Genomic DNA, 15974 nt, shown 5'->3' on the forward strand with positions numbered 1-15974 from the left:
CTTCTGTGGTTATAGGCCCCGGATCTGCGCTTCGCTGCGCTGATCCGGGACGACAGCAGTTGCGGTTTCCTACCCCGCGATCTTCTCGATCGCGGCCTGATCCAGCCCGAACTTCTGCCCGGCCGCGAGAATCTCCTGCCAGGTGGTCGGATCGACCGGAATGCCTTCTGCGAGGCGCTTCTTCTTGGTCTCGCGCTCGGGCTCGCCGGCGATCTTGACCTTGTCGACGCCGGGGCCAGGCGGTGAGCCGGTGTGCCAGGCGACGAAGCTTTCGACTTCGCGTGCGAGGTTTTCGCCGGTGCCGAGCTTGCCCGGGTCGATGATGATCGAGAGCATGCCGTTGAGGACGTTGTACTTGCCGTCGGACGGGCCCTTGACCACCTGTCCGCCGGAGAGCGCGCCGCCGAGGATTTCGCACACGAGCGCGAGCCCCGAACCCTTGTGCTCGCCGAACGGCAGAATAGCGCCGTACGGCGGGATCACGGTGTAGCGCGGATTGACCGTGGGCTTGCCTTCATTGTCGATGATGGTGCCGGGCTCCAGTTCGACGCCCTTGTTGTGGGCGACGCGGGTCTTTCCCTGCGCGATCCTGCTGGTGGCGAAGTCGAGCACGATCGGCTCTTTGCCCCTGCGCGGGATGCCGACGCAGAACGGGTTGGTGCCGTGGCGGGCATCGCTGCCGCCCCAGGGCGCCACGATCGGGCGCGAGATCACGTTGACGAAGTGGATCGATACAAGCCCGTGGTCGATGCACTGCTCGGCCCAGTGGCCGATGCGGCCAATGTGGTGCGCATTGGAAAGACCGACGAGACATACGCCGTTGCTCTTGGCACGCTCGGCTGCCAGCTCCATCGCTTCGTGGCCGATCACCTGGCCGTAGCCGGTGAGGCCGTCGAGGGTGAGGAGCGGGCCAGTGTCGAGCACGATCTTGACGTGCTGGTTCACGGCGAGGCCGCCGTTGGTGACGCTCTGGACATAGCGCGGGATCATGCCGACGCCGTGCGAGTCATGTCCCCTAAGATTGGCCTCGACGAGGTTGGTGGATACGAGCTCGGCCTCGCGGTCCGAGGAGCCGCCGGCCTTGACGATGGCGCGGACGACGCTGGTGAGCACTTCGGCCTTGATGGTGCGATAGTCAGCCATTTGTTGTTGCTCTTATCCCTTCACGATCCGGCGGCAGTGAATCCAGGCCGCTTCAATCAGGTTCTCGCTGGCCTCCGGCGTGCGGAACGCCGAATGCGCCGACAGTGTCACGTTCGGCAGTTTTGTCAGCGGATGATCGCCGGGCAGGGGCTCGACGTTGAAGACGTCGAGGCCGGCGTGACGGATGTGGCCCGACTTCAGCGCGTCGATCATGGCGACCTCGTCGACGACTGCGGCGCGCGCGGTGTTGATGAGGATGACGCCGGGCTTCATCGCAAAGATCTTCTCGCGCGTGATCATGCCGCGCGTTTCTTCGTTGAGCAGCAGGTGCAGCGACACCACGTCGCTGGTCGCCAGCACCGTGTCGAGATCGGTGAACGTGACGCCCGGGGAGCTCTTCGGCGAGCGATTCCAGGCGATCACCTTCATGCCGCTGCCGGACGCAATGCGCGCGACCTCTGCTGCGATGCCGCCGAAGCCGATAAGGCCGAGCGTCTTGCCGGTGAGCTGCATGCCGTCTTCGCGCAGCCAGTTGCCGACGCGCATCTCGCGGTCCATCATCGCGATGACGCGGGCCGAGGCCCACATCAGCGCGATCGCAGATTCAGCCACGGCGGTGTCGCCATAGCCCTTGATCAGGTGCACGGAGATGCCGAGCTCGGCGAGCTCTTCCGGATTCATGTAGCTGCGCGCGCCGGTGCCGAGGAACACGACGTGCTTCAGCCCCATGCATCTCTTCGCGACGTCCGTCGGCAGCGCGGTGTGGTCGACGATCGCGATCTCGGCGCCGTCGAGGATTTCCGGGTATTGCTCGGGCTTGATGTCCGGATCCCTGTTGATCCGCACCTTGGGATCGCCTGGTTTCTCCAGCCGCTCCATGATCACGGCGAGGGCTTCGTTGGCGTCGACGAAAACTCCGCGCATGGCTCTCTCCGGTCAGGCCGCGACGCCGGCGATCGCCAGCACGGTGTGCATCAGCACGTTGGTGCCTGCGGCGCAGTCGGGCTGCGTGGCATCCTCAAGCTCGTTGTGGCTGATGCCGTCCTTGCAGGGCACGAACACCATCGCCGCCGGCATGACGGTGTTGAGGTTGCAGGCATCGTGGCCGGCGCCGGAGGTGATGCGGCGAGAGGAATAGCCGAGCGTCTTCGCCGCGTTCTCGACCGCTGCGATCAGCTTGGGATCGAAATGCGTCGGCGGCTTGCGCCAGACCAGGTCGATCTTGACATCGACCTTGCGGCGCACGGCGATCTCGGCAATCGCGGCGCGCAGATCGCGATCGAGCGCGTCCATGATCGCGCCATCGGCACTGCGGCAATCCATGGTGAAGGCGATCTCGCCGGGAATGACGTTGCGCGAGGGGTTTGCGATCACGGCCTCGCCGATGGTGCCGACCGCGTTCGGCCCATGCTTCTTTGCAATCGCCTCCATCGCCAGCACGATTTCGGAGAGCGTGGCCAGCGCATCGCGCCGCAGCGGCATCGGGGTCGATCCCGCATGGCTCTCGAAGCCGGAAATCTTGCCGTCATACCAGAGCACGCCCTGGCCGGAATCGACGACGCCGATGGTCTTGCCCTCGGCCTCCAAAATCGGGCCCTGCTCGATGTGCAACTCGACGAAGCAGCCGAGCTTCTGGAAGCCGACCGGCTTGTCGCCGCGATAGCCGATGCCGTCGAGCGCCTGGCCGACGGTGATGCCCTCGGCGTCCTTGCGCGACAGGATGTCGTCGGTGGTGAAATCGCCGACGTAAGCCGCGGACGCCATCATCGCGGGCGCGAAGCGCGAGCCTTCCTCGTTGGTCCAGTTGACCACACAGATGGGCGCCTCGGTCTCGATGCCGGCGTCGTTCAGGGTGCGGATCACTTCCAGCGCGCCGAGCGTTCCCAGGATGCCGTCATATTTGCCGCCGGTCGGCTGGGTGTCGAGATGCGAGCCGATGCCGACGGGCGGCTTCGACATGTCGCGTCCCTTGCGCAGGCCGAACTGTGAGCCGAGCGCATCGACATGAACCTCGAGACCGGCATCCTCGCAGGCCTTGCGGAACCAGTCGCGCACCTGCTTGTCCTCGGCGCTCAGCGTCAGCCGCCGCACGCCGCCCTTGGCCGTCCCGCCGAATTGCGCGGTCTCGTGGATGGAGCCCCAGAGGCGGGCGGAATCGATTTGCAGGTTGGTGGCGGCTCGGCTCATGCGGTCAGTCTCTCAGTTGTCATTCCGGGGCCCGACGAGCGAACCCGGAATCTCGAGATTCCGGGTCTGGTGCTTGCGCACCATCCCGGAATGACGTTGAAGGTTGTCCGGCATCCGTTTCAATGACGCGCCAGCGCGGGCGCGTCAACCGCGAGGCTGCTCTGCGCAATCTGACATGCAAGCTCGGCGACACGCTCCACCGCCACGACGTCGGGCGAGGCGAGCCAGCTCGCCGTGAACGTCAGCGGTGTGATTTCGAGATCGGTGTCGAGCAGTTGCAGCCGCCCGTCGGCGAGCTCGTTCTCGACGATGGCGTCGGGGATCACGGCGATCCCGAGGCCCTCGACCGCCATGTGGATAACGGTCGCGAGCGACGCAGAGGCATGCAGGCGGATCGGCGGCAATTCCGGCCGGTCGAACACCTCGCGCACGACCTCGTAAGGCTTGGTCTTGCGCGGGAAGGTGATGATCGGAAACCGTGCGAGCTCCGCCGGCGTCACCGGACCCTTGCCGAGCCCGAGCGAGGGGCTTGCGAGAAAGCCGATCGGGTAGTCGGCGAGCACGCGATTGTGCACGCCGGAGGCGGACAGCGGCCCGACCACGAAAGCAAGCTCGATCTCCTGCGCGAGCAGGCGTGCCGTGAGGTTCGGGGTGATGTCGACCTCGATCTCGAGCGACAGGTTCGGATAGATCTGGTTCACGCTTTTCACGAGGCGCGGCAGCCAGGTGTGCACGATGGTCTCGGCGACGCCGAGCCGCATCACGCCGCGCATCGCTGAGCGGTCGCCGATCTCCGCCATCATCTGAGCGCGGAGACCGATCAGCTTCTCCGCATAGACCATCATCTGCCGGCCGCTCGGCGTGGGCGAGGCCACGCGATGGTCGCGGTTGAGCAGCTTCACGCCCATCTCGCGCTCGAGCTGGGCGATGCGCTGGGAGATCGCGGGCTGGGTCGTGTTGAGGCGGGCCGCGGCGCCGCGGAAGCTGCCGAGCTTCACAACCCAGAGGAACGTCTCGATCGATCTGAAGTCCAGCATTGGAAGGATTTTCCCTATCGATAAATCATATTTATCGAGATCGATTAGAAAGGACGATTAGACTTTATAGCACGCTTGGTGTTGGCTGTCTTTGTCGAGTTTATAGGCAGGTCGATCAGATGACTGTTTTGGTGGCAGCGCAGCAAACTGAAACACCCGACACCCTCCCGAGCCGCCGGGCGCGGCTCGCCTATCGCGGCGGCGAGGTGGGATCCACCGCCGGGGTCGCCCCCGGCTTCGTCCAGGGCAATCTGGCGATCCTGCCGGCGGAATACGCCAGCGCCTTTCACCGCTTCTGCCAGCTCAATCCGAAACCCTGCCCGATCATCGGCATTTCCGACGTCGGCAGTCCGCATATCCCCGCACTCGGCGCCGATCTCGACATCCGCACCGACGTTCCCCGTTACCGTGTCTGGCGCGACGGCGAAGTCGTCGACGAGCCGACCGACGTGAGGGGCTACTGGCGCGACGATCTGGTGACCTTCGTGCTCGGCTGTTCGTTCTCGTTCGAGGAGGCGCTGCTCGACGAGGGTATGCCGATCCGCCACATCGAGCAGAACGTGCGCGTGCCGATGTACCGAACCAACATCGCCTGCGGCGAGGCCGGTCCGTTCGCCGGTCCCATGGTGGTGTCGATGCGTCCGTTCAAGCCGGCCGATGCGATCCGCGCCGTGCAGATCACCTCGCGCTATCCCGCCGTGCACGGCGCGCCCGTGCATCTCGGCCATCCGCATCTGATCGGCATCAAGGACATCGCCAAGCCCGACTATGGCGATCCCGTGCCGGTTGCCGACGACGAGATTCCGGTGTTCTGGGCCTGCGGCGTGACGCCGCAATCGGTGATCAACGCCGCCAGGCTGCCGTTCGCGATCACGCATTCGCCCGGCCTGATGCTGGTGACGGATCTCAAGAACAGGACCATGGCCGTGATATAGTGGGCAGCGTTTGCTGCTTCTTCGGGCTTTACCGCATCCATCAATCGCTTCATTCGATCAGCCGAAATTCCGTAACAGAGGACTTTGCCATGACGATCTCTCGCCGCGACGTGTTGCTGGGTGCCACCGCCACAGCAGCGCTGGTGCCGCTCGCCGCACGCGCCCAGACCTCGGAAGTCGTGATCGGCGTCATCTATCCGTTCTCCGGCGGCAGCGCGCAGCAGGGCGTCGATGCGCAGAAGGCCTATGAGACCGCGCTCGAGGTCATCAACAAGGACACCGATTTCGACCTGCCGCTGGCGAAGGGCGAAGGCCTGCCGGGCCTCGGCGGCGCAAAAGTCCGTCTCGTGTTCGCCGACCACCAGGCCGATCCGCAGAAGGGCCGCGCCGAGGCCGAGCGCCTGATCACGCAGGAGAAGGTCTCCGCCATCATCGGCACCTATCAGAGCGCGGTCGCCGTCACCGTCAGCCAGATCTGCGAGCGTTACCAGATCCCGTTCGTCTCCGCCGACAACTCCTCGCCGAGCCTGCATCGCCGCGGTCTCAAATATTACTTCCGTGCCGCGCCGCATGACGAGATGTACTCGGCCGCGATGTTCGACTTCTTCGACGCGATGAAGAAGAAGGGCACCAAGATCGAGACGCTGTCGCTGTTCCACGAGGACACCATCTTCGGCACCGACTCGGGCAACGCCCAGGCCAAGATCGCCGGCGAGCGCGCCTACAAGATCGTCACCGACATCAAGTACCGCGCCAATTCGCCGTCGCTCTCGGCCGAAGTGCAGCAGCTCAAGACCGCCAATGCCGACGTGCTGATGCCCTCGAGCTACACCACCGACGGCATCCTGCTGGTCAAGACCATGGCCGAGCTCGGCTACAAGCCCAACGCGATCGTGGCGCAGGACGCAGGCTTCTCCGAGAAGGCGCTCTACGACGCCGTCGGCGACAAGCTCGAAGGCGTGATCTCGCGCGGCACCTTCTCGCTCGACCTCGCGCAGAAGCGCCCGATGGTCGGCAAGATCAACGAGATGTTCAAGGCGCGGTCGGGCAAGGATTTCAACGACCTCACCTCGCGCCAGTTCATGGGCCTGATCATCCTTGCTGACGCCATCAGCCGCGCCAAGTCGACCGACGGCGAGAAAATCCGCGATGCGCTGGCCGCCACCGACATCCCGGGCGAGCAGACCATCATGCCCTGGAAGCGCGTCAAGTTCGACGAGATGGGCCAGAACAACGACGCCGACCCGGTGCTGCTGCAATATGTCGGCGGCAAGTTCGTCACCATCTTCCCGCCGCAGGCCGCGATCGCCGAAGCGATCTGGCCGATGAAGTAAGCGTTTCGGAGAGCGGGAGCTCAGACTTGGCTCCCGCCCTCATCCTGAGGAGCGGGCGTAGCTCGCGTCTCGAAGGACGAGGGTGGGCCCATCCTTCGAGACGCGCGCCGCGGCGCGTTCCTCAGGATGAGGGCGTATTGTGGGGGACGACTTTTGACAGCTCAAGCCATTATCCAGAGTCTCGCGAGCGGCCTGCTCATGGGCCTGCTCTACGGACTGATCGCCGTCGGCCTCGCGCTGATCTTCGGCCTGATGGACGTCGTGAACTTCGCCCATGGCGAGTTCCTGATGATCGCGATGTATGTGAGCTTCTTCCTGTTCGCGTTCTTCGCCATCGACCCCCTGCTGTCGGCGCCGCTGGTCGCCGCGGCCCTGTTCGTGTTCGGGGCGGTCGTCTACCTCTTGATTGTACGCTTCGCGATGCGCGCCAAGGCAAACGCCGGCATGGTGCAGATCTTCTCGACCTTCGGCCTTGCCATCGTGATGCGCGGGCTCGCGCAGTTCTTCTTCACGCCGGACTATCGCAGCATTCCGCAGTCCTGGCTCGGCGGCAAGACGATCTCGATCGGCGGCATCTTCCTGCCGGAGCCGCAGTTGATCGGCGCGCTGGTCTCGATCGCGGCTTTCGCCGGCCTCTATTTCTTCATCAACCGCACTGACTTCGGCCGCGCGCTCGAAGCCACCCGCGAAGATCCCGGTGCAGTCGCACTCGTCGGCATCGACAAGAACCGCGTGTTCGCGCTGGGCTGGGGCCTGGGCGCCGCACTGGTCGGTCTCGCCGGCGCGATCATGGCGGTGTTCTTCTACATCTATCCGGACGTCGGCGCCTCCTTCGCGCTGATCGCCTATGTCACGGTTGCGCTCGGTGGTTTCGGCAGTGTGTTCGGCGCGTTCGCCGGCGGCATCATCGTCGGGCTCGTCGAGGCGACCACCGCCCTGGTGCTGCCGCCTTCGCTGAAATCGGTCGGCATCTACGCGGTCTATCTGCTCGTCGTCTTCATCCGGCCGCGCGGCCTGTTCGGATCGATGTGATGGACCAGAATTTTGCTACGCGGCGCCGCCGCGACCTGATCATCGCCGCGGTGCTGGCCGCGCTCGCGGCCCTTGCACCGCTGTTCATCAAGGATGTCTACGTCCAGAACATCCTGATCCTGACCCTGATGTACGCGGCGCTGTCGCAGAGCTGGAACATCCTGTCCGGCTATTGCGGACAGATCTCGCTCGGGCACGCGCTCTATTTCGGCATCGGCGCCTACACCACCGAGCTGCTGTTCACCAAGTTCGGCGTATTGCCCTGGTTCGGCATGCTCGCCGGCGGCGTGATCGCGGCCGTCATCGCAATGGGGCTTGGCTATCCCTTCTTCCGCCTGCGCGGCCATTACTTCGTGATCGCGACCATCGTCATCGCCGAGATCGGGCTGCTCCTGTTCCAGAACTGGGAATGGGCGGGCGCTGCGATGGGAATTACCATTCCGGTGCGCGGCGACAGCTGGCTGAAATTCCAGTTCATGCGCAGCAAGCTGCCGTACTTCTATTTCGCGCTGGTGCTGTGCAGCCTTGCCTGGTTCGTCACCTGGTGGCTCGAAGATTCCAAATGGGGCTTCTGGTGGCGCGCCGTGAAGGACAATCCGGAAGCGGCCGAGAGCCTCGGCGTCGTCGTGTTCAATTCCAAGATGGGCGCGGCGGCCGTCTCCGCCTTCCTCGTCGCCATCGGCGGCGCCTTCTATGCGCAGTTCCTCGCCTATATCGATCCTGAGAGCGTGATGGGCTTCCAGTTCTCGCTGCTGATGGCGCTGCCGGCCGTGCTCGGCGGCATCGGCACCCTGTGGGGGCCGGTGCTCGGCGCTGCCATCCTGATCCCGATGACGGAGCTGACACGCTCCTATATCGGCGGCTCCGGCCGTGGTGTTGACCTTATCGTCTATGGCGCACTGATCGTTGCGATCTCGCTGGCCCTGCCGCGCGGTCTGGTGAGCCTGTTCTCCCGTTCAAAAGCAAAGGGAGCCACGCGATGACCGCGCTCCTTGAAACCCGCGGCGTCTGGCAGCGGTTCGGCGGCCTCGTCGCCAACAGCGACGTGTCGATCTCGGTCGGCCGCGGCGAGATCGTCGGCCTGATCGGCCCGAACGGTGCCGGCAAGTCGACATTGTTCAATCTCATCGCCGGCGTCTTGCCGCCGACCCAGGGCTCGATCTGGTTCGACGGCGAGGACGTCACCCACATGCCGGCGGCCGAACGCTGCCAGCGCGGCGTCGGGCGTACCTTTCAGGTGGTCAAGAGCTTCGAGACCATGACCGTCATCGACAACGTCATCGTCGGTGCGCTCGTGCGCAACACGGTCATGCGCGAGGCGCGGCGCAAGGCGCATGAGGTGCTCGAATTCACCGGCCTCGCCGCGCGCGCCGACGTGCTTGCGAGCGATCTCGTGCCGGCCGAGAAGCGCCGCCTCGAAGTCGCCCGTGCGCTCGCGACCGAACCAAAGCTGCTGCTGCTCGACGAAGTCCTCACCGGCCTCACGCCGACCGAGGCGCAGACCGGTGTCGCGCTGGTGCGCAAGGTGCGCGATGCCGGCATCACCGTGCTGATGGTCGAGCACGTCATGGAGATCGTGATGCCGCTGGTCGACCGCGCCATCGTGCTCGACCTCGGCAAGGTGCTGGTCGAGGGCAAGCCTGCCGACGTCGTTCGCGATCCCAAGGTGATCAGCGCATATCTGGGAGATCGTCATGCTGTCAGTGCATGAAGTCACGACCGCCTATCAGGGGCTGGTCGCGATCTCCGCAGTCTCGATCGAGGTCGAGAAGGGCGAGATCGTCTGCGTCGCCGGCGCCAACGGCGCGGGCAAGTCGACGCTGCTGAAGTCCATCGCCGGCGCCGAACGCCCGCGTTCGGGCACCGTAACGTTCGACGGCAAGCGCCTCGACGGCATGGCGCAGCACCACATCACGGCCACCGGCATCGCCTATGTGCCGGAGAACCGCCGCCTGTTCCCGCGCCTGTCGGTGCGCGACAATCTTCGCCTCGGCAGCTATCTCTACCGCGGCGAGGCGAACCGCGAGGGACCGCTCGACCTAGTCTTCAACCTGTTCCCACGTCTTCAGGAACGTTTGGAGCAGCGCGCCGAAACGCTCTCCGGCGGCGAGCAGCAGATGCTCGCCATCGGCCGCGCGCTGATGACGCGCCCGCGGCTGCTGATGCTGGACGAGCCCTCGCAGGGCATCATGCCGAAGCTGGTGGACGAGATCTTCCAGGCAGTATTGCGCATCCGCGACGCCGGCATGACCGTGCTGATCGTCGAGCAGCGCATGGCCGAGTGCCTGGAGATCGCCGACCGCGCCTACATCCTGCAAACCGGCCGCGTGCTGATGCAGGGGCCGGCAGCCGAGATCAGGGGCAATCCCGACGTGCGCAAGGCGTATCTTGGGCTGTAGCTAGACTGCCACCACAATCTCAACCGTCATCCTGAGGGGCGCGCTCTTTGCGCGCCTCGAAGGATGGGCCGCAAGCGCCTGTAGCCCATCCTTCGAGGCTTCACCTTGCGATGCATTGCATCGCACCGGCTCGCACCTCAGGATGACGGCGGAGTATGCGGTTAATGTCCGTGCCCGTGCCCATGCTCCGGCAACGTCACCCCGAACACCTTCACCAGATCCTTCACCTGCTCCGGTGACAAATATCGCGGGTTCAACCCGCGCAGCAGCAGATACAGCTTCGCCGTCTCCTCCAGCTCCTCGGTCGCGAACACCGCGGCCTCCAGCGTGTCGCCGGCGACCACCGGGCCGTGATTGGCGAGCAGCACGGACGAATATTTCCCCGCCAGCCCCTTGATCGCATCCGCCACTGCGGGATCGCCGGGGCGGTAGTAGGGCACGAGCGCGGTCGCGCCGCATTTCATCAGATAATAGGCCGTCATCGGCGGCAGCGCGGCGCGCGGGTCGATCTCGGGCAGCATCGACAGTGCGACGGAATGCGTCGAATGCAGGTGTACGATCGCGCGTGCGCTGCCGCGGGTGTCGTAGAGCGCGGTGTGCAGTGGAACTTCCTTGGTCGGTGCATCGCCCGAGATCGGCCGGCCTTGACTATCCAGCCGCGACAGCCGCGCTGGGTCGAGGAAGCCGAGCGAGGCGTTGGTCGGCGTCACCAGCCAGCCGCCGCCCTCCAGCCTGATGCTGATATTGCCAGAGGAGCCCGGCGTCAGCCCGCGCTCGAACAGGGACCGTCCGAAGCGGCAGATATCCTCACGCAGCCTTGTCTCGTTGCTCATGGCCGTCATGCCTGCTTGTCTCACGCTTTGGCAGCGCGGCCAAGCCGTGTTATTCGGTTGCCAAGCTGCCGCAAAGGGCGGCTATTCGGGAAACGTTCGCAAGGGTCAGTTGCATGTCCGCCTCCACGTCACAGAATCAGCGTATCGCCGTCGTCGGGCTTGGCTCGATGGGGTTTGGCATGGCGACCTCGCTGAAGCGCGCCGGTCACGCCGTCACCGGCTGCGACGTCTCGGCTGATGCGGTGGCGCGCTTCGTGAAGGACGGCGGCGCGGGCGCCAAGACGCCGGCCGAAGCCGCCAGGGGCGCCGACGTCGTCGTCAGCGTCGTCGTCAACGCCGCGCAGACCGAGACGATCCTGTTCGGCAAGGATGGCGTCGCCGAAACCATGCCCAAGGACAGCGTCTTCCTGTCATCGGCCACCATGGATCCCGACGTGGCGCGGCGCCTGGCCAAACAGCTCGAGGCGACCGGTCGGCATTATCTGGATGCGCCGATCTCCGGTGGGGCGCAGCGCGCCGCGCAAGGCGAACTGACGATCCTCGCCTCGGGCAGCCCCGCCGCCTTTGCAAAGGCGCGGCCGGCGCTCGACGCCATGGCCGCAAAGCTCTACGAGCTTGGTGATGCCGCAGGGCAAGGCGCCGCCTTCAAGATGATCAACCAGTTGCTGGCCGGCGTGCACATCGCCGCCGCCAGCGAAGCGATGGCGTTCGCAGCCAAGCAGGGCCTCGACATCCGCAAGGTCTATGAGGTGATCACGGCCTCCGCCGGCAATTCCTGGATGTTCGAGAACCGCATGCCGCACGTGCTCGACGGCGACTATACGCCGCGCAGCGCGGTCGAGATCTTCGTCAAGGACCTCGGCATCATCCAGGACATGGCGCGCAGCGCCAGATTCCCGGTGCCGGTCTCGGCCGCCGCACTCCAGATGTTTCTGATGACGGCTGCCGCCGGCATGGGCCGCGACGACGACGCCTCGGTCGCGCGCATGTATGCGCAGGTCACCGGCGTGAAGCTTCCCGGCGACAAGTAAGGATAAGAGGATTCCAATGCCCCGTTTCGCCGCCAATCTCTCGATGATGTTCACCGAGGTGCCGTTCCTCGATCGCTTCGAGGCCGCCGCCCAGGCCGGCTTCACGGCCGTCGAGTTTCTCTTTCCTTATGAGCATCCGGCCGAGGCGGTCGGCGAGCGGCTCAAGCGCAACGGTCTGACCCAGGCGCTGTTCAACCTGCCGCCCGGCGACTGGAATGCGGGCGAGAAGGGTTTTGCTGCGCTCCCGGCGCGCTTCGCCGATCTCAAGGCGAGCCTCGAGACCGCGCTGCCTTACGCCAAGGCCACCGGCGTCAAGCGCCTGCACCTGATGGCCGGCCTTGCCAACCGCGGCGAGCGCGTCGCGATCGAGGCGTTCTACAAGTCGGTGGCGTGGGCGGCGGAGTTCTTCGCGCCGCACGGCATCGACATCGTGCTGGAGCCGATCAATGCCCGCAACGTGCCCGGCTACTTCCTCAACGATTTCGGTTTCGCGCGCGACCTGATCCAGGAGTTGCGGCTTCCGAACCTCAAGCTCCAGTTCGACATCTATCACTGCCAGATCATCCATGGCGACGTCACCATGCGCTTGCGCGAGATGATGCCGATCATCGGCCACATCCAGATCGCCAGCATTCCCTCGCGCAACGAGCCCGACGGCGAGGAGCTGAACTATCCCTTCCTGTTCGAAGAGCTCGACCGGCTCGGCTATGCCGGCTTCGTCGGCTGCGAATACAATCCGCGCGGCAAGACCACCGACGGCCTTGCCTGGTTCAAGCCCTATGCGGGAGTGAAGCCGTGACTCTTGCACTGGGTTGCATCGCCGACGACTATACCGGCGCCTCCGATCTTGCCAACACGCTGACGCGTGCGGGCCTGCGCACCGTGCAGACCATCGGCATTCCTGCCGATGATCTGGCGCTGCCCGAGGTCGACGCTGTTGTGGTGTCCTTGAAGAGCCGCTCGATCGAAGCGAGCCTTGCTGTATCGCGCTCGCGCGCGGCGGAGACGTGGCTGCGGGGCCGCGGGGCGAGCCATGTGCTGTTCAAGATCTGCTCGACCTTCGATTCCACCGACGCCGGCAATATCGGCCCGGTGATGGACGCGTTGCGCGACGATTGCGGCGAGGGCATCGTTCTGGTGACGCCGGCCTTCCCCGAGACCGGCCGCACCGTCTACCAGGGCAACCTGTTTGTCGGCGCCGTGCCGCTGAACGAGAGCCCGCTCAAGGACCACCCGCTCAACCCGATGCACGATTCCAGTCTGGTGCGCGTGCTGGCGCGCCAGAGCCGGACACAAATCGGCCTCGTCGATCTCGCCACCGTCACGCGCGGCGCAGACGCCGTGCGGGCACGGCTGGCCGAACTCGCGGGCAAGGGCATTGGCGCTGCGATCATCGACGCCGTCTTCGATCGCGATCTCGAAACCATCGGCCTCGTAGCCGCCGAACATCGGCTGTCGGTCGGCGCCTCCGGCATCGGCCTTGGACTGGCGCGCGCGCTGGTGTCGACCGGCAAGGTCAGGTCGAATGCGGCAGGCGGCGAATCCGGAGCTGCCGTTGGCGGGCCGGCGGCGTGTCTTGCCGGCAGCTGCTCGCAGGCCACGCTCAAGCAGATCGCCAGCGCCGAACAGGTCATGCCGGTGTTTCATCTCGATCCGGACCGTATTCTTACGGGGGCGGACGAAGCGCAGCGTGCGCTGGACTGGGCAAGGCCGCGGCTGGCGGAGGGGCCGGTGCTGATCGCATCGAGCTCGACACCGGATCAGGTCGCCGCGCTTCAGGCACGTCACGGCCGTGACGCAGCCGGACATGCGATCGAGCAGGCCATGGCCGACATCGCCGAAAACCTTGTGAAATCAGGCGTGCGGCGATTGGTCGTTGCCGGCGGCGAGACGTCCGGCGCCGTGGTCGACCGGTTGAGGATTCCCGGATTTCTCGTGGGGGTGGAGATCGCTGCGGGTGTTCCGGTGCTGCGCGCGGTCGGCGCCGGGGGCGACATGCTGCTCGCTCTGAAGTCCGGAAATTTCGGTGGCCCGGAGTTCTTCTCCGATGCGCTTAGGCTCATGCGCTGAGCGCAGAGCGTTCTTAGCTGCCTGTTCATTTCTTTCAGGCTCCGTACTCGCACGGAGTCGTAGTTAACATCTGCTCAGTCGCTCTGTTGTCTGATGTCGGCGTCGCTCCCTTTGGTTGATTCTTTAGACCTCCCGGACGCGCGCCCGCGCCAGCATAAAGAGACCTGACTATGTTCGCCAAGATCTCCATCCGCGCCAAGATCATCAGTGTCGTGGCGTTCCTGCTGGTCGCGATGACCGGCATGGGCCTGCTCGCCGTCGTGAAGATGCGCGCGATGAACGCGAACACCACCGACATCACCACGAGCTGGATGCCCAGCGTGAGGGTGCTGGGCGAGCTCCGGGCCAGCGTCATCACCTATCGCAGTGTGGTCCGCGAGCACATGCTGGCCGAGACCCTGGAAGAAAAGCTCGCGATGGAAAAGATCGCGGTCACCACCGGCGAGACACTGGCCAAGGCCCGCCAGAGCTACGAGCCCATGATCACCTCGCCGGAGGAGCGGGCGCTCTACACCGAATGGTCCAAGCTGTGGGACGACTACAAGAAGAGCGCCGACGAGGTCTTTGCAGTGTCGCGCAAGGAGGTCGGCAAGGTCCCGCACGAGGCGCATGAGCTGAACGTCAAGACCGCCAACAAGATCGGCATCCAGTCCGACGAGGTCCTGCGCAAGGATATCGACCTCAACACCCGGGGTGGCGACCAGGCCGCGCGGGATGCCGCCGACAGCTATTCCTTCGCCTTCCTGCTGGTCGCGATCATCCTGGGCGCGGCCGTCCTGACAGGCATCGGCGTCAGCGTCTATCTCGTCCACGACGTCTCCAGCGGCATCAACTCGATCGTCGAGCCGATGCAGGCGCTGGGCAAGGGCGACCTCTCCGCCGAAGTCCCGCATCGCGGCGAGAAGACCGAGATCGGCGCCATGGCCGACGTGCTCCAGGTCTTCAAGGAGGCGTTGATCGCCAAGAAGGCCGCCGACGAAGCCGCCGCGGCCGACGCCGAAGCCAAGATCGAGCGCGGCCGCCGCGTCGACAACATCACCCGCGAATTCGAGACGATGATCGGCGAGATCGTCCAGACCGTGTCATCGGCCTCGACCCAGCTCGAAGCTTCCGCCTCGACGCTGACCTCGACCGCCGACCGCTCCCAGCGGCTCGCGACCACGGTTGCCGGAGCTTCGGAGGAAGCCTCGACCAACGTGCAGTCGGTGGCTTCGGCGACGGAGGAGATGGCGTCGTCCGTGGGCGAGATCAGCCGTCAGGTGCAGGAATCGGCGCGGATGGCGGGCGACGCCGTCGGTCAGGCCCGAGCCACCACCGAGCGCGTCAGCGAGCTCTCCAAGGCGGCGTCCCGCATCGGCGACGTCGTCGAGCTGATCAACACCATCGCCGGCCAGACCAACCTCCTGGCGCTGAACGCCACCATCGAGGCGGCGCGCGCGGGCGAAGCCGGCCGCGGCTTCGCGGTGGTGGCTTCCGAAGTGAAGGCACTCGCCGAGCAGACCGCGAAGGCGACCGGCGAAATCGGCCAGCAGATTTCCGGCATCCAGGCGGCGACCAACGATTCGGTCGGAGCGATCAAGGAGATCTCCTCGACGATCGAGCGTCTCTCGGAGATCTCGTCGGCGATCGCTGCGGCCGTCGAAGAGCAGGGTGCAGCGACCCAGGAGATCGCCCGCAATGTGCAGCAGGCGGCGCAGGGCACCCAGCAGGTCTCCTCCAACATCTCCGACGTGCAGCGCGGTGCGACCGAGACCGGCACCGCCTCCTCGCAGGTGCTGTCGGCGGCGCAGATGCTGTCGAACGACTCGAGCCGGCTCAAGACCGAGGTCAGCAAGTTCCTGACCAGCGTTCGCGCTGCGTAAGGGCCGTCAGAGCAGGTATCGGACTACGCAAGAGCGGCGCCGTCGGCGCCGCTCTTTGATTTTGGCGCATGGCTTGGCGCCTGCTGACTTATTTTTCACGTGGGTCGTACG

At 65.4% G+C, this 15974-nt stretch carries 15 protein-coding genes; 10 read left to right on the plus strand and 5 right to left on the minus strand.

Going from position 1 to position 15974, the window contains the following annotated elements:
• Positions 1-69: 69 nt before the first annotated feature.
• The 4 genes from ACE10W_RS11430 to ACE10W_RS11445 all read right to left on the minus strand — a co-directional run bounded on the left by ACE10W_RS11430 (position 70) and on the right by ACE10W_RS11445 (position 4367).
• On the minus strand, positions 70-1143 hold the full coding sequence (locus ACE10W_RS11430) for a malate/lactate/ureidoglycolate dehydrogenase (protein WP_304551617.1): 1074 nt from the start codon (positions 1141-1143) through the stop codon (positions 70-72).
• A gap of 12 nt (positions 1144-1155) precedes the next feature.
• A complete protein-coding gene (locus ACE10W_RS11435) occupies positions 1156-2067 on the minus strand; it encodes an NAD(P)-dependent oxidoreductase (protein WP_304551618.1) in 912 nt (303 codons plus the stop codon).
• A 12-nt stretch (positions 2068-2079) separates the two neighbouring features.
• Entirely contained in the window at positions 2080-3330 is a 1251-nt protein-coding gene (locus tag ACE10W_RS11440) for a Zn-dependent hydrolase (protein ID WP_304551619.1), read from the minus strand.
• A 119-nt stretch (positions 3331-3449) separates the two neighbouring features.
• Positions 3450-4367 carry a LysR family transcriptional regulator gene (locus ACE10W_RS11445; RefSeq protein ID WP_011085704.1) on the minus strand — a complete coding sequence of 306 codons (918 nt, stop codon included), beginning with the start codon at positions 4365-4367 and terminating at the stop codon, positions 3450-3452.
• Positions 4368-4486: 119 nt separating this feature from the next.
• Here ACE10W_RS11445 and ACE10W_RS11450 point away from each other — a divergent pair, with 119 nt between their 5' ends.
• The 6 genes from ACE10W_RS11450 (at position 4487) to ACE10W_RS11475 (ending at position 10067) form a co-directional block, all read left to right on the plus strand.
• Positions 4487-5302: a putative hydro-lyase gene (locus ACE10W_RS11450; protein WP_304551620.1), complete on the plus strand. Its 816-nt coding sequence runs from the start codon at positions 4487-4489 to the stop codon at positions 5300-5302.
• Between the two features lie 89 nt (positions 5303-5391).
• Positions 5392-6636: an ABC transporter substrate-binding protein gene (locus ACE10W_RS11455; protein ID WP_028172394.1), complete on the plus strand. Its 1245-nt coding sequence runs from the start codon at positions 5392-5394 to the stop codon at positions 6634-6636.
• Positions 6637-6834: 198 nt separating this feature from the next.
• Positions 6835-7668, plus strand: coding sequence for a branched-chain amino acid ABC transporter permease (locus ACE10W_RS11460; RefSeq protein WP_231166725.1), 834 nt, complete (start codon positions 6835-6837; stop codon positions 7666-7668).
• On the plus strand, positions 7668-8651 hold the full coding sequence (locus tag ACE10W_RS11465; protein ID WP_038965773.1) for a branched-chain amino acid ABC transporter permease: 984 nt from the start codon (positions 7668-7670) through the stop codon (positions 8649-8651). Before ACE10W_RS11460 ends, ACE10W_RS11465 begins: the two co-directional genes overlap by 1 nt.
• Positions 8648-9379 carry an ABC transporter ATP-binding protein gene (locus ACE10W_RS11470; RefSeq protein WP_011085709.1) on the plus strand — a complete coding sequence of 244 codons (732 nt, stop codon included), beginning with the start codon at positions 8648-8650 and terminating at the stop codon, positions 9377-9379. Before ACE10W_RS11465 ends, ACE10W_RS11470 begins: the two co-directional genes overlap by 4 nt.
• Entirely contained in the window at positions 9363-10067 is a 705-nt protein-coding gene (locus tag ACE10W_RS11475) for an ABC transporter ATP-binding protein (protein ID WP_161535852.1), read from the plus strand. The genes ACE10W_RS11470 and ACE10W_RS11475 overlap by 17 nt, the downstream gene beginning before the upstream one ends.
• Positions 10068-10228: 161 nt before the next feature.
• Here ACE10W_RS11475 and ACE10W_RS11480 read toward each other — a convergent pair whose 3' ends face one another.
• Entirely contained in the window at positions 10229-10909 is a 681-nt protein-coding gene (locus ACE10W_RS11480) for an aldolase (RefSeq protein ID WP_304551621.1), read from the minus strand.
• Between the two features lie 104 nt (positions 10910-11013).
• Here ACE10W_RS11480 and ltnD point away from each other — a divergent pair, with 104 nt between their 5' ends.
• The 4 genes from ltnD to ACE10W_RS11500 all read left to right on the plus strand — a co-directional run bounded on the left by ltnD (position 11014) and on the right by ACE10W_RS11500 (position 15863).
• A complete protein-coding gene (gene ltnD, locus ACE10W_RS11485; RefSeq protein ID WP_011085712.1) occupies positions 11014-11931 on the plus strand; it encodes an L-threonate dehydrogenase in 918 nt (305 codons plus the stop codon).
• A gap of 16 nt (positions 11932-11947) precedes the next feature.
• The gene (gene otnI, locus ACE10W_RS11490; protein ID WP_028172388.1) at positions 11948-12730 is read left to right on the plus strand and encodes a 2-oxo-tetronate isomerase; all 783 of its coding nucleotides are present in this window, start codon (positions 11948-11950) and stop codon (positions 12728-12730) included.
• A complete protein-coding gene (otnK, locus tag ACE10W_RS11495) occupies positions 12727-14001 on the plus strand; it encodes a 3-oxo-tetronate kinase (protein WP_304551622.1) in 1275 nt (424 codons plus the stop codon). The genes otnI and otnK overlap by 4 nt, the downstream gene beginning before the upstream one ends.
• A 170-nt stretch (positions 14002-14171) precedes the next feature.
• Positions 14172-15863: a methyl-accepting chemotaxis protein gene (locus ACE10W_RS11500; RefSeq protein ID WP_161535848.1), complete on the plus strand. Its 1692-nt coding sequence runs from the start codon at positions 14172-14174 to the stop codon at positions 15861-15863.
• Positions 15864-15974 lie beyond the last annotated feature (111 nt).

This window comes from Bradyrhizobium sp. B025 (genome assembly GCF_042257955.1).
GTDB classification, from domain to species: Bacteria; Pseudomonadota; Alphaproteobacteria; order Rhizobiales; family Xanthobacteraceae; genus Bradyrhizobium; species Bradyrhizobium diazoefficiens.